The organism is Mesorhizobium sp. G2-6-1 (genome assembly GCF_055809095.1).
The window spans coordinates 3,573,759-3,588,809 of sequence record NZ_CM147896.1 but is presented as its reverse complement, the minus strand read 5'-3'; the positions used below and the strand labels follow the sequence as shown (position 1 = coordinate 3,588,809).

Annotated in this window: 7 protein-coding genes and 1 pseudogene; 3 read left to right on the top strand and 5 right to left on the bottom strand. The window is 54.2% G+C overall.

Annotated features, from left to right (window positions below; translation table 11 throughout):
* Window positions 1-66: 66 nt before the first annotated feature.
* The 3 genes and pseudogenes from metG to AC0L7S_RS17235 all read left to right on the top strand — a co-directional run bounded on the left by metG (window position 67) and on the right by AC0L7S_RS17235 (window position 3,231).
* Entirely contained in the window at window positions 67-1,617 is a 1,551-nt protein-coding gene (gene metG / locus AC0L7S_RS17245; RefSeq protein WP_473472129.1) for a methionine--tRNA ligase, read from the top strand.
* Window positions 1,617-2,417: a TatD family hydrolase gene (locus tag AC0L7S_RS17240; RefSeq protein ID WP_473472128.1), complete on the top strand. Its 801-nt coding sequence runs from the start codon at window positions 1,617-1,619 to the stop codon at window positions 2,415-2,417. The genes metG and AC0L7S_RS17240 overlap by 1 nt, the downstream gene beginning before the upstream one ends.
* Window positions 2,414-3,231: pseudogene (locus AC0L7S_RS17235) on the top strand (MBL fold metallo-hydrolase). The gene AC0L7S_RS17240 and the pseudogene AC0L7S_RS17235 overlap by 4 nt, the downstream one beginning before the upstream one ends.
* A 249-nt stretch (window positions 3,232-3,480) precedes the next feature.
* Here AC0L7S_RS17235 and AC0L7S_RS17230 read toward each other — a convergent pair.
* From AC0L7S_RS17230 to AC0L7S_RS17210, 5 genes are all read right to left on the bottom strand, one after another.
* Entirely contained in the window at window positions 3,481-4,233 is a 753-nt protein-coding gene (locus AC0L7S_RS17230; RefSeq protein ID WP_473472127.1) for a heme ABC transporter permease, read from the bottom strand.
* Between the two features lie 95 nt (window positions 4,234-4,328).
* The gene (locus AC0L7S_RS17225) at window positions 4,329-6,110 is read right to left on the bottom strand and encodes a glucan ABC transporter ATP-binding protein/ permease (protein ID WP_473472126.1); all 1,782 of its coding nucleotides are present in this window, start codon (window positions 6,108-6,110) and stop codon (window positions 4,329-4,331) included.
* Window positions 6,111-6,365: 255 nt separating this feature from the next.
* On the bottom strand, window positions 6,366-10,619 hold the full coding sequence (locus tag AC0L7S_RS17220) for a GH36-type glycosyl hydrolase domain-containing protein (RefSeq protein ID WP_473472125.1): 4,254 nt from the start codon (window positions 10,617-10,619) through the stop codon (window positions 6,366-6,368).
* On the bottom strand, window positions 10,592-12,571 hold the full coding sequence (locus tag AC0L7S_RS17215) for a hypothetical protein (RefSeq protein WP_473472124.1): 1,980 nt from the start codon (window positions 12,569-12,571) through the stop codon (window positions 10,592-10,594). Before AC0L7S_RS17215 ends, AC0L7S_RS17220 begins: the two co-directional genes overlap by 28 nt.
* A gap of 7 nt (window positions 12,572-12,578) precedes the next feature.
* Window positions 12,579-14,930, bottom strand: a complete 2,352-nt coding sequence (locus AC0L7S_RS17210; RefSeq protein ID WP_473472123.1) for a hypothetical protein — start codon at window positions 14,928-14,930, stop codon at window positions 12,579-12,581.
* Between the last annotated feature and the right edge of the window lie 121 nt (window positions 14,931-15,051).

The window sequence follows — 15,051 nt, the reverse complement described above, 5'->3', positions numbered from 1 at the left end:
GCAATCAGCGTTCCGATACGATAATCACCGCGACAACATCTTTGCAGATTACATGACGGGTCCTTCATGCCACGCGACACTTTTTATATCACCACGGCGATCTCCTATCCCAACGGCAAGCCGCATATAGGGCATGCCTACGAATTGATCGCCACTGACGCACTGGCCCGCTTCCAGCGCCTCGATGGCAAGGATGTGTATTTTCTGACCGGCACTGACGAGCATGGCAACAAGATGCTTCAGACGGCAAAAAAGGAAGGCATCCCGGCAAGAGACCTGGCTGATCGCAATGCAGCGGCATTCCAGGAAATGGCTGGTTTACTGAACTCATCCAACGATGATTTCATACGCACGACAGAAGAGCGTCACTACAAGGCATCGCAGGCAATCTGGAAAGCGATGGCCGCAAGTGGCGATATATACAAGGGTGGATATGCCGGTTGGTATTCTGTGCGTGATGAAGCCTATTACGGTGAAGACGAAACAGAAGTGCGGGCCGATGACGTTCGCTATGGCCCGCAGGGCACGCCGGTGGAGTGGGTCGAAGAAGAAAGCTATTTCTTCCGCCTGTCAGCCTACCAGGACAGATTGATCGCCCTTTATGAAAACCAGCCGGATTTCATTGGGCCGTCCGAGCGACGCAATGAGGTCATGAGTTTCGTCAAATCGGGCCTAAAAGATCTCTCCATTTCACGCACCACATTTGATTGGGGGGTGCCTGTACCGGATGATGAAAATCACGTCATGTATGTGTGGGTTGATGCTCTTACAAATTACATCACCGGAATTGGTTATCCTGATGAAAATATAGATAAATGGCGGTATTGGCCGGCCGAAGTTCATATCATTGGCAAGGATATCGTGCGTTTCCATGCGGTTTATTGGCCAGCCTTTTTGATGTCGGCTGGGATTGAGTTGCCAAAACGGGTGTTTGGTCACGGTTTTCTATTCAACCGCGGTGAGAAAATGTCGAAATCAGTCGGCAATGTCATAGATCCTCTCGCCATGGTGAAGCATTACGGTCTGGATCAAGTGCGCTATTTCTTTCTACGCGAAGTGCCTTTTGGTCAGGATGGCAGCTACAGTCACGAAGCCATCGTCAACCGCACCAATGCCGATCTCGCCAACGATCTTGGAAATCTGGCGCAGCGTTCGCTATCCATGATTGCCAAGAATTGCGGGGGTGTCGTTCCCAAACGTGGCGATCTTACCGATGCCGATAGCGCAATGCTTGAACAGGCTTCGGCAGCATTGCTAACGGCACGCAAGACGATGGCCGAGCAGGGCATCCACCTTGCATTGGCGGCAATTTTTGCTGTGGTGGCAGAGGCGAACCGCTATTTTGCTGCACAGGAACCCTGGGCGCTGAAGAAGACCAATCCCGCACGCATGGAGACCGTGTTGTGGACTACCGCTGAGGTTCTTCGGCGCGTAGCAGTTCTATGTCAGCCATTCATTCCGGGCTCGGCTGCCAAACTTCTTGATATCCTGGCCGTCAATCCAGACAAGCGAGACTTCGCTCATGTGGCTGATGAGCATAGTCTGGTGGAAGGGACAGAATTGCCGGCACCTCAACCGGTATTTCCACGCTATGTGGAGCAGGAGCCCGGCGCTTGATGCTCATCGACAGTCATTGTCATCTGGATTTTCCCGATTTTTCCGAAGAACGTGCGGATATCGTTGCTCGAGCACGCGCGGCGGGAATCGAGCATATGGTGACGATCTCGACGCGCGTCAGAAAATTCGATCAAATCATTGAAATCGCAGAAACATTTGACGAAGTATTTTGTTCGGTTGGAACGCATCCGCACAATGCCGAGGAGGAAATTGACGTCACAACGGATGAACTTGTGCAGTTGGCCGATCATCCAAAAGTTGTCGCAATTGGAGAGGCTGGGCTTGACTATCATTATGACTACGCGCCTCGCGCCGCACAGGCTCAGGGATTACGCCGCCATATCGCCGCTGCACGCATCACTGGCCTGCCTCTCGTGATCCACGCACGCAGTGCAGACGATGACATGATCGCGATTCTGGATGACGAAACAGGGAAAGGTGCCTTTCCCTTTATTCTTCATTGCTTTTCGTCGGGGCAAAGATTGGCCGAGGCTGGCGTTGCGCTAGGCGGTTACGTCTCGTTTTCAGGAATTCTTACTTTCAAGAATTCAACCGAACTGCGTGAAATTGCTACACAAATCCCACGCGACCGGCTTCTCGTGGAAACCGACGCACCATATCTCGCGCCCGTGCCGTATCGCGGGAAGCGCAACGAGCCTGCCTTTGTTGCTCATACGGCAAAAATTCTCGCCGAGACGATTGGCGTGACCGTGGACGCAGTTGCGGCTCTGACGAGTGACAATTTCTTTCGGCTGTTCACGAAAATGCCGCAGCGCGAAAGTCGGGGCACTGAGCGTTGAACGACCGGCTGCGCCTTACCATATTGGGTTGCGGGTCGTCGCCCGGCGTGCCGCGGGTCACCGGCGATTGGGGCAATTGCGATCCAAATAACCCGAAGAACCTGCGTATGCGGACTTCGGCTATGGTCGAACGGATTTCCATTGATGGCAAGCGTACAACGGTTGTTATTGATACCGGGCCGGATTTTCGCGCACAGATGTTGATGGCAGCCGTAAAGCGCATTGATGCCGTGGTTTACACGCATCCACATGCCGACCATATTCACGGTATCGACGATTTGCGTGGCTATGTGCTGGAACAGCGCAGTTTGATCGACATCCATGCGGACCAAGAGACCATGCAACGCCTTCGCGATGCGTTCGGTTATTGCTTCGAAACGCCACCGGGCAGTTCCTATCCACCGATCGTGCAGCCAAGAACGATCGACCATTGGACAAATATCGTCATTGAAGGTGAGGGCGGCACCCTCACCCTTGAACCGTTGCCACAGGTGCATGGCGATATCACGTCGCTGGGCTTTCGCATTGGCTCAATAGCCTATTGTCCCGACGTCAGCGACTTTCCACAAACAACCGCTGCGCGGCTGAACGGCTTGGAACTGCTTGTCATCGATGCGTTGCAGTACAGGACGCATCCGAGTCATTTTTCACTTGGTCAAGCGATCGAATGGATTGAAAGACTCGCTCCAAAAATGCTCTTTTGACTCATATGCATATTCCGCTCGACTACGACGCGGTCCGTCGCGAAACTCCGGCTCATGTAATGCCAGCCTATGACGGATTGGTTTTTGAGACGCCTTACGTTTCGATGTGAGAAATTATCAGTAGTGGATGTCTCGTGCGTATCGCTCGCATAGTTGTGTGATGCCGGGACTATCGGGATCGAGCGCATTTCCCGTCATTTGTGAGTAGTTTCGATACTCTGATAGTTCCATAATCTATCTTATGCGACTTTGATATATAGCGGCTACTCGGTCGAAACTTCCCCAATCAACACATCACCAACAATCAGTAACCTGACCGTAGGTCTGCCCTGCTCCGTGATGGCTATATTGGAATTGCGTCAATCACTGCGCCGCGCAGCGAGCCGTCGCATGGCGATGATACGGCGACGACCGATCTCGGTTCGCATTGCCGTCAGGTGCAAGGCAAAAAACAGCACGGTGAAAGCAACAGCCATCACCAGCAAAGGCCTAAGCAAGCTTGGATCAATGGTCGGGCCGTCCATTCTGAATACCGATGCAGGTTGATGAAGCGTGTTCCACCATTCGACCGAAAACTTGATGATGGGAACATTGATGAAACCAACCACGGTAAACACCGCAGCAACCCAGGCGGATCGACCGGCATCGTCCAGCGCGCGCGTCAGGGCAATGATGCCGAGATACATCAGGAACAGCACGAATACCGAGGTCAAACGGGCATCCCACACCCACCAAGTTCCCCACATGGGTTTGCCCCAGATGGACCCCGTAATCAGCGCAAGAGCAGTAAATACAGCCCCTATCGGTGCCGCCGCCTTGAGTGCGACGTCGGCCAATGGGTGGCGCCATACCAACGTGCCCAACGCCGAAATCGCCATGAGTGAATAGCACATCATGGCAAGCCAGGCGAACGGCACATGTATGTACATGATGCGGACAGTCGTCCCTTGCTGATAGTCTTCGGGCGCAGCAAAACTCATATAGAGGCCAACAACCAGCAGGAGAGCTGCCAAGCCAGCCAACCAGGGCACAACCCTGTCGACAAAAGCCACAAAGCGCGTGGGATTTGCGAGATCAATCCATGCGGCGAAACGGGTGCGTGTGTTGCTCATGGTCAATCACATAGAGCAATTTTTGGAAAAGTGGAAACCGGATTTCTCTTGGAATTGCATCAAATCAAAGAGAGAACGGCGTCACGATTCAAACATCAGGCAGCGCGTTCTTCCTTCATAGTCGATATTCGGCTGAGACGTCGAACTTCTTCATCGTTGAGCAATCCGCCGGCGCGCAGCAGAGCGGCAAAACGCCCGTTGCGAAGCGAAAGTTCAGAAAAACCACCCATCTCGATCACCCTGCCCTTGTCCATGAACACGACGAGATCCGCGTCACGAACCGTGGTGAGGCGGTGGGCGATGATAAAGGTCGTCCGGTCGCGCCGAAGTTCGTCGATGGCTTGCTTGACCCTGTCCTCGGTTTCGACATCCAAAGCGCTGGTCGCTTCGTCAAGCACCAGAATCGGGGCGTTCTTCAAGACCGCACGGGCAATAGCGATGCGCTGCCGTTCTCCGCCGGAGAGTTGCCCGCCTCTTTCGCCCACAATCGTGTCATAGCCCGCAGCCTTGGAAAGAATAAAGTCCTGAGCGACAGCCGCGTTCGCTGCGGCATGGACTTCATCGTATCTGGCATCGGCGCGGCCAATGCGAATATTTTCCTCGATCGAACGATTGAGCAGACCTGCATCCTGGAACACGGTCGCGATACAATGACGGATCGAATTGCAGGTCACCGTACGCGTATCGACACCGTCAATCAAAATGCGCCCGCGCTGGGGCGTGAATACACGTTGCAGCAAGTTGATGAGCGTCGTTTTGCCCGCACCTGTCGGCCCAACGATAGCAACCGTCTGTCCTGCCTGAACTTCGAAGGACACGTCATCAATGCCCTGCCCTGAATTGTTGAATTCAAAGCCGACATTTTCAAATTGCACATGACCGGTCACGCGTTCCAGTTCGCGCAGACCCGCAGGTTCGAGAACGTCGCGCGATGAATCCTCCATGCGATAAAACTCTTCCAGCTTTGCTCGCGCTTCGGAAATCTGGTTCACAAAAGACGATACCTGGTCGAGGCGAGAAATCAGCAATGTGGCAAAGCCGGTGAATGCGATGACATCACCAATACGCAACTGCCCGTTCATGACCAGAATTGAACCGATAAGCAGCACGACCATCATGGAAATGGTCGATGACAGCTTGTGGAGTGCGCTGGCAAGTGCCCACCAGTCGAGTACCGGATATTGGGCATCCAGAAGATCACGCACATAGCGCTTCAGCGACTCGGTTTCGAGGCCAATGCGGTTGTAGCTTTGCAGAACAGCGATATTGCTGACGGAATCGGTGACATGCGCAAAAACGGAATGATAGTGACGCTCAACGCTTGCCTGGCCAACCTTGGTCTTACGCATCACCACGCGACCAATAACGAAATAGAGCGCACCCAATACTAAAAGAACAAGAGACATACGAACGTCGAGTGACAAAGCCGTCGGCACAAGAAGCACCAGCGCAACCGCCGTTGACAAATGTTGGCGCATGAACTCAAGCCAAAGGCTGAACAGAGACTCCACCGCCCTCAACAATGTGTGCAGAGAATTTGAAGTGCCACGCTCATGGTGCCACGCAAGCGGCATCGTAATGACGCGCTCGAACGATTGGCACAGCACTTCACTACGCAGTCTGTGCGCGAAGCGGTCTGCGCTCCTGGCAACGAGCACAATGGCAATAATGTTAAAAGCACCCAGCGCCGCCCACAGGATAAGTGCCGGAACAACGTCCGTTCGTTGCGAAATCGTATCGATGACACGACCGAACAGGATTGGTTCGAGGATTGTGATGATGGCAAGCGCGACGTTGGCACCGCAGATAAATGCGACCCGCTTTTTGTCAGCGGTCAGATAGCCGAGCGCTCTCCAGTAGATTTGCAGAAGGGACAACCGCTTACTCCGCGAAATCGCTTATTGTGCAATGCACCATTTATGAAACTCGTATCGATCAAATTGCAGGAGAACAATGCTTCAATACCTGTTCAGTTCCCAAACCGCGAACAAAACATAGCTACGAAGCGAAATTTCCCGTGATCGACTAACGGTTTGAGATAAAAGGTAAAATGCCTTTGATGCGGCGAAATAATGGCGACGATGCGGCAAGCGTAAGAATTTAGCCAACCACCTTTTGATCGTGACTTGTGCTCACAATGGAATTCGCACGACAACGTCCATCGAAGTGCCATTTTTGGGTTCGAATGACGACCCTTTCACTTTCGATCCATCGACTTCCAGAGATATGGATTTTACGCCTTTGGCACGCATGATGCGAACATTCAAGGATGAGCCCAACATATTGAGTTTCGCCGAATATCCATCCCAATGGGTAGGTATGCGCGGGGTGAATTCGATACGTTTGCCGCGACGTTGGATGCCCAGAACGGATTCGACAGCCGCGCGATAGAGCCATCCCGCCGATCCCGTATACCAGGTCCAGCCACCACGCCCGCCCTTCCCTTCGCCCGAATAGATATCTGCCGCAACGACGTATGGCTCGACGCGGTAGCGTTCTGCTGCATCGAGATCCGGAGAATGATTGATCGGATTGAGCATCGACAAACATTTGTAGGCATCATCCACCCGACCCATTTCGGCCAGTGCAATCACGAACCACGTAGCCGCATGCGTATATTGCCCGCCATTTTCACGGACGCCTGGCGGATAGCTTTTGATATAGCCGGGGTTCTTTTTGGTTTTTGAAAAGGGCGGCGTGAAGAGCTTGATGATTTGTTGCTCCTCATCGACGAGAAGGTCGATAGCCTGCTCCATAGCCGTTTGTGAGCGGGTTGGATCGCCCTCACCCGACAGGACGCTCCACGACTGGGCAATCGAGTCGATCTTGCATTCGTCCGAACTGCGCGATCCCAATGGCGTTCCATCGTCAAAACTGCCCCGACGATACCACTGTCCGTCCCAGGCTGTGTTTTCCAGCGCCCGTTTCAATTTATTGGCATGCTTCTGCCAGGTTTGAGCATGCTTGGCATTACCTTCTGCCTTGGCGATGTCTGCAAAATCGTTCAATGCCTTAAGCAGGAACCAGCCAAGCCAGACACTTTCTCCACTTCCGGCTTCCCCGACACGGTTCATTCCGTCGTTCCAGTCGCCGCCCATGATCAACGGCAGGCCGTTGGCGCTGCTTCGCTTGATTGCAAGATCAAGCGCACGCGCGCAATGCTCGTAGAGCGGGGCGCTTTTCTTCGAAATTTCGGGCGTAAAGAAGCTATCGTGTTCGCCGTCTCTCAATTGCTCGCCGTCAATGAAATGGATCTTTTCCTTCAGGATGGATCGGTCGCCGGTGACCGAAACATAGTATGAAACGGCATAAGCCAACCAAACGACATCGTCGGATATAGTGGTGCGCACGCCTGCACCGGTGCGCGGCAACCACCAGTGCTGAACATCGCCTTCAGGGAATTGCCGGCTTGCAGCATTAAGTATCTGATGGCGCGCCAGACTGGAATCGTGCGCCAGCAAGGCAAGCGTATCCTGCAATTGATCGCGAAAACCGAAAGCGCCGCTGGCTTGGTAAAAAGCGGAGCGGGCGCGAATGCGACAGGTAAGGCTCTGATAGGGAAGCCAGTGATTGACCATCGCATTCAGCCCCGTGTCCGGGGTCTCCACCTGAATGGTGTCGAGAAAAGCGCGCCATGTCGTTTCGTTCTCGGCTAACCGTTCATCGAAATCCTTCGCGCAATTGCGCTTGATGATTTCGCTGGCTTCGGATGCGGACGCGGCATCGCCGATCAGCCACAACAGCGTCACGTTGCCATTAGCCGGCACCTCAATGTCTCGGGCAATTGCTGCACAGGGATCGTCACCTGCCTCGACACGGCCAGACAACACGTCTCCTTTCAAAACAGCATGTGGAGCTTGCGTGCTGCCGCCACGACCGAGAAATTCCAGGCGATCCGCTGTCACTGATTGCGGTGCCTGGTCGCTGGCCAGAAATGCCACGCGCTCGCCATAATCGAGATTGTAAGGATTGTGCGCCAGGAGAGCCCCACTCTTCTCGTCAATGGATGGAACGATCGTGGCTGCGGTTGTGGAGCGATGGGTCCCAAGAACCCATTCTGCATAAGCATAGATGCGTAACTTCAGAGGCACCGAACCGGTGTTTTGAATGCGCAACCTCGATACTTTCACGGGATCGACGGGATCGACCAGATGGGTAAGATCCATTGAAAGCGCGCCACGGCTCGACCTGAATGTCGAAAAACCCTGCCCGTGCCATGTTTCATAGGTCATCAAGGGGTCACGCACGACAGCAGCCATCGGCGAAAACGCAGTTCCGCTGGCATGGTCGTAGATGTAGATGCCCTCGCCCGGCCGATTGGTCACAGGATCGTTCGACCATGGCGTCAGTTGATAATCGCGACTGTTGCGGCTCCAGGTAAATGCTGCCCCTTCAGCCGACGTGTGAAAGCCGAACGCTTCATTTGCGATCACATTTATCCACGGCTGTGGCGTGGCGTTGTGACCATCGAGACGCACAACATAATGGCGCCCGTCTCCATCGAACCCGCCAAAACCATTCCAATGCTGCAAGCCGCTGCCATCGGCAGGCTTGCTCATCGAGACAGGATTGCTGCCCGCTGTTGTTACTTCGAATTGACGCGATGCAGTCGGCCCCGACGGTTGCAACGTATCGCGCGCCTGTAGTGCAGTCGCCTCTGCACGTTCAATCTGGTCCAATATGGTTCCGTTGCGCGTGTGCAATACGACGCGCGCCGAGGCAAGCAGGGTCCGGTAGGTCGGTTCGTCCATCAGATCACGACGGACGGCGAAGATATGCTGACGGGGTCCAAGTTCCGAGCCGCGCACACGACTGTTTTCGCACAAGGATTCAATGGCTTGCTGCAAGTCTTGAACATATGAAGAGGCTTGCTCGTTGACGATCACCAGATCGGCCATCATACCGCGCGCGCGCATATATTCCTGGAAGCGAAGTGCCTGCGCGACGATTTCCAGATCAGCCAGATCATCAATCCTGACCGCGAAAATCGGAAAATCCCCGGAGATGCTGGTTGGCCAGAGGCTGGATTGCTTTCCAAGCCCGGTCACTAGCACTTCTGAAGGCAAACGCAGACTGGGGTCTGGATAAATCAGATAGCGCGCCAATTTCTGGACATTGGCTGCATCGGCAAGACTAAGACCCATATGCCGGGTCTGAACCTGCGATCTGGTCCATGCGAGCATCGACTGGCGTGCAAAACTCTCCGGGTGGTCCAGCCTCGCCATAGCCTCGTCAAGTTCGCCGCGATTTGCGCCCACAATCGTCCAGAAAGTCAGCGAAACCTTCTTGTTTGCAGGAACGCGCACCCATCTGCGCAGCGAGGCAATCGGGTCCAGCGTAAACCCGGAACTACCGCCAAGTTTGGCGCCTTTGTCGAAAGCTGCGGCATCGCCAATCGAGCGGCCGCGGCCGATAAAGGCCCGGCGATCGGTTTCAACCTCAGTTTCACGCCCGCTTTGTGAAGGGTCGGTTACGAAATGGGCGGCCGCAATATCCGGTTCCTTGTCGTCGCGTTTTCGCCGTGTGGCGATAATTGCGTCGTTATTCTGGGTAATTTCAGTTTCGACAAACATCTTAGAAAATGCGGGATGGGCATTGTCTGTCGCATTGGGTGCAAGCACAAATTCGGCAAACGAAGTCACTTCGATATGGCGATCGGATGAGCCGTCATTGAAAAGCGTGACACGCCGGCCCTCGCCATTTCCTTCGGAAATGACGATACACTCCACCTCGGAGCGCAGCGTTCCAACGGTTTTGACGAAAGTCACCTTGTCATCAGAAAACGCGGTATGCACCCGTTCGCCGTGCGCCGCCCGAGGCACAACCGTCGTTGACCACCACAGGTCCGTTTCCGCATCGCGCAGGAAGATATAAGACCCAAGTCGATCCTCCGTGGGGTCCGGCTGCCACCGCGTGACGGATAATTCGCCCCAATGGCTGTAGCCGGTGCCTGTCGCGGTCAGCATGACTGAATAATGCCCGTTAGACATCAAGCTCGTCGCGCGCAGCGCCCACGCTGGATCAAGGATGATCCGGGTATCAAGATTTTGAAGCTCTGACTCATCCGGTCCCGGCCTGTCTTCCGCTTCCGTTCTGACTGTATCGGCAGGAATTTCGCGCGGAGCTTTTTCTTGCAGGAGCAATTCCGCCGACTCTATGACGGGATCGCTGTGAAAACGCTCGCGCAAACGCCCTTCAAAGACGGCGTCGGCGATGGCCGCAATCGTCATTCCCGAATGATGCGCGAAGTAATTCATAACCACGGCATGGTCGGAACCCTGCGGAACGCGCTGCGGCGTGAAATCCACGGCGTCATAATACCCATGTCGCCCGAGTGCGCCGATTTTATTCAGCCGTTTCAGGTTTTCGACCGCCTCACGCGGCATGAATTGAGCAGCCAGAATGGTTGCATAGGGCGCGACAACAGTATTGTGTCCAAGCCCCTCTTCAGTCCAAGGCCCGGAACCCCGAAATTGGTATACTGATAAGTCAGTTCCCGGTCGCGGGCATTATAGGCAGCCTCAGAAATACCCCACGGTACATTTTTTGAGCGCCCATACTGAATTTGCCGGTTGATGATGAGTTTGCTGGTTTGATTGAGAAGGCTGCCGTGCGGTTCCTTCATCACCAAAGGTGGCATCAGATACTCAAACATCGAGCCCGACCACGACATGAGCGCGCCCCTGAAGCCGATCTCGACAATCGGTCGACCAAGTTTAAACCAGTGCTCGGTTGGCAGGTCGCCTTTGGCAATGGCGAACAGGCTGGTCAGTCGCGCCTCGGAAGCCAACAGGTCGTAACAACTCTCGTCAAGTTGATGCTCGTCTACCCGATAGCCAATCGACAGAAGTTTGCGCTCCTGACGCAGCAGAAACGAGAATTCCATCTCGAATGCAAATTGACGTGTACGCTCACGCAATTTCAACAATCGGCCACGCAACGTCTCGACTGTCTTTTCGTCACTGTGCGAGTCTTGAACATGCGCCTCGCAAGTCGCGTCAAGCCGTTCGCTCCAGTCGACGATAATTTCACTGTTTGTGGAGCCGACTTCCGTATGAATGGCATTGGCAAGTTTGCGGATTTCGCCTGCCAATACGGAAAGATTGATCGTACGGATGGAAGCCATCTCGGGTTGCGCCTTGATGATGTGCACTGCACGGCGCATACCGTCCAGCCGGTCGGCAAGCCGTTGCCTAAGCGGGCGCAACTGGCGTCGATCGTCAGGTAAGTTCTCAAGACACTCATCGAGGATGGCGACCGCATCGAGAACCCCTTCAAAGTCTCCTTGTAGATGAACCGAAGGTGCCTCTGCCCATTCTGCACAAGCTGCTGCGACACAAACCAGATGGCCGGCCAGATTGCCGCTGTCGACGCTCGATATGTAGAGCGGATAAAGCGGTTTGAGAGTCTTGGTGTCGTACCAGTTGAACAGATGACCGCGCTCACGCGGCATGTTCTCTATAGTAGCAATGGTTGCTTCGATACGCGTGATGGCATCTGCCAGACTTATCCAGCCGAAGTCGCGCGCCGACACTACAGAAATAAGGTAGACGCCGATATTGGTTGGCGACGTGCGTTGCGCCACAACCGGTGTCGGCGTTTCCTGAAAATTGTCGGGCGGCAGATTGTGATGTTCTTCCGTGACGAAAGTCTCGAAATAATGCCATGTACGCCGCGCCACAATACGAAGTGTATGACTGTCACGCGCCGAAAGATGCAACCGATCTTCGGTTTCGGCTGACCTGCTGATCAACCATGCAAATGCTGGCGAACCTACCCAGAAAAGCGCGAAGAAAAACGCAACAAACGCACCGGTGGAGTCGACAAATACCGGAATGGCGAGGCCAACAAGGCCGATAATGACGGCACCGTACATCATCCGGTAATAAGAACCGAGATTGTTATCTCCGTTCTTTTGTGCCTGGGATGCGGTGCGCCATTCGAGCAAGTTCTTCCTGCTGACGAACAGGCGATAAAGCGTGCGGACGATTGCATCACCCATCATCCAGGCTGTGTGTGCCATCAGCACGATTTTCAGTGCCACCATGGCTGTACCAAAGGCAACATCGTGCGCCAGCGCGGAAAAATGACCGCGCGCCGTCAGATCACGATCTTTGGGAAGGATCGCATTCACGATGTCAAAGGTAGGAGCCATAAACAGGCTCAGGATCAAGAGCGCCTGCCATTGTGCTGCCTGCGTGAACTGCAAAAGCGACCAGCCAGCGACAGCGGCCATCACCCAGAAAATAGGGGTAAGCGAACGACGCAGATTGTCGATCATCTTCCAGCGCGACAATGCAGGCACACCCGACAGCGGGTTTGCAATAAATCTCAACAACTGCCAGTCACCCCGCGCCCAGCGGTGTTGGCGTGACGAGATCCACCGAGTAGCGGGTCGGATAATCTTCGACCAGTTCCACATCGCTGACCAGTGCAGAACGCGCCAATGCACCTTCGAGCAAATCGTGGCTGAGAACCGCGTTTTCGTCAAAACGATCCTTGAGCGCGGCTTCGAACGCGTCGATGTGGTACAGGCCCTTCCCGGTAAATGACCCGGCGCCGAAAACGTCCTGATAGAGATCTGAGACTGCAAATACATACGGGTCGAGACCGCGGTTAGAAGAAAAGACGCGCTGAAAGAAGGATGCTTCATCACCAGTGGTAAGCGATGGCGTGATGCGAGGTTGCAAAATCGCATAGCCTGCGCTCACCACGCGCCGCTCTGCGTCGTAATGCGGGCGGTTGAGTGGGTGGCACAATTTTCCCACCAATCTGGCGATAGCGTCACGGGTCGTGCGCGTATCGGCGTCAAGCGTCATCACATGGACGACGTTTTCAGGAAGTGGCGTCTCAAGCGGCATGAAGGTGGTGTCGTTATCGCCACGCAAGAGCAGATTGAGTTCATGCAATTTGCCGCGCTTTCGCTCCCACCCCATCCACTTGCCTTGTCCGGGGTTATAGAGGCGACGCCTGTGCAGAAGATGGAAGCGTTTGATCCCTTCACTTGGATGGCGTTCGTTGAGCCGAGCGATCTGCGAGCGGGCAAATTCCAGAATTTCGGTATCAGCCGTTTCAATTTCGGTATCGCTATCGGACCAATCCGACAACAACGCGAAATAGAGTTCACCCGACATATTGGCCAAGTGATGCACTTCGATGTTTCGGATATTTTCCTCGACGTCGTCACGCGATCCGATCAGCGACGGTACCACGACCAGCGTACGAGCCGTCGCAGGAACACCATTCTTATATTCGTATCCCACGAGCCTTGTTGGCTTTAGAAAAAGCAAAACAACGGTGTTGAAAAATGCCAGGGCACCCTCGCTCGCCGGCACCGAGAACAAGACCAGCATCAAGACGACGGCAGCAACCGGCAAATTCAGGGCAATCAACGCATTGCCAGCCAAATAAACCAGAAGGACAGTCAGGGCGAACACTGGCAGCACGATGCCCAGCCAGTTGGATTTTCGGAAGCCACGCTTCAGCGTTTGACCGAATGCCGGACGATAGCCGATGGCCTTTTCCAGTTTTGGTCTATGTGGACCGACAAGATAAAACCCAACATCGGCTTTTGATAATGATGTGACCAAACCGGTGGACGCATCCGGTTCAGACCTGTTCCCGGCCAATTCGATCGCTTTTTCAGCAATGTCATATTCCGAGTAGCCAGAGCGACGGGCCAATTCTTCGATTGCAGCGCGATATTGGTCACGGGAGGCAAAATCGAGCGAACCGAAGTCTGTATTGTCGCGTAGTAACGCATCGATGCGGCTGACACCCTCAAACCACGAAGTCCATTCGACATCGTTGATCAGGCGCAGGCCCCGGATGATATTACCCGTGGTGACGTTTCCGCTGGATAGTGTCTGATGCTCGTCAATAATGATCTCTTCGGCATCCGACCCTGATTTTTCCAGCTCGTTTTCAAGCCATTCAAGCGCCCTGCCCGCATTTTGCGATCCATCTCTGAGCCGGTAGAGCAATTGCGTGGCAAATGTCGTGTCCTGTGCGTGCGCTTCATATCCCGACAACAGGTTGAGATGTTCGTCGATCTCTCCCGATGCCAGAATTCGATCGGCAACCTCGTTGGCGATGAGCCGCATGTCGCGTGCCCGATTAACCCGCACCGCAAGTCGACGCAAATTCTCGATCAGGACAAAACGAAGCAACGAAGGAAGCGCCCATATCTCGCCGATCTTCATCGGTTCAACGGATTGGAACCCTTCCGCGATCGCCTTGAACATATTTGCCGAAATAGAGCTGTCGGAATGGGCGACATAGGTCCATGCAAGCGCCAGTGCGCGAGGCACATTCGTGCCGCCAGCCAAGGCAAGCGTCGGCAATTGGCGATAGAAACGTCGAGGTAAATCCCGTTTGATCTGGTAGATCGTTTCTTCGACAAGGTAGTTATTGTCGAGCAACCATTGCGCCGCAGGCGTTATCGTTTCACCCTTGGCTTGCGCTGCGTTGGTCGAACGGTAGACGTCCAGAATTTTCTTTGCGTTTTCACGAATGCGCGCATGAAAATCAAACGGTATCAAACCGGGAAGATCGTCCCCCTCACCTCTTGCCAAGCTCTCGCCCAGTTCATGCAGGCGGTCCTCGTGACAAAACCGCGAACGGATCGGAGTCTCGGGTGCAGCGGGAATTTTTGCACTTGCAATTTCCAGGCGATCGGAATTGGTTTGAATGTTCATTAAGTTTCCATGCGGCAGGAATCCGCCACGGTGGCGCCACCGTGACCATATTCGTATAACCGATTAAAATGCGTTTGGTTGCATCGCAACAAAAGCAAAACAGGGCAACGTCAACTTCCAG

What these genes read in the sequence shown, in the direction of transcription:
- AC0L7S_RS17230 (WP_473472127.1), bottom strand. Translation starts at nt 4,233, where the DNA reads ATGAGCAACACACGCACCCGTTTCGCCGCATGGATTGATCTCGCAAAT.
- metG (WP_473472129.1), top strand. Translation starts at nt 67, where the DNA reads ATGCCACGCGACACTTTTTATATCACCACGGCGATCTCCTATCCCAAC.
- AC0L7S_RS17210 (WP_473472123.1), bottom strand. Translation starts at nt 14,930, where the DNA reads ATGAACATTCAAACCAATTCCGATCGCCTGGAAATTGCAAGTGCAAAA.
- AC0L7S_RS17220 (WP_473472125.1), bottom strand. Translation starts at nt 10,619, where the DNA reads ATGCCGCGTGAGGCGGTCGAAAACCTGAAACGGCTGAATAAAATCGGC.
- AC0L7S_RS17240 (WP_473472128.1), top strand. Translation starts at nt 1,617, where the DNA reads ATGCTCATCGACAGTCATTGTCATCTGGATTTTCCCGATTTTTCCGAA.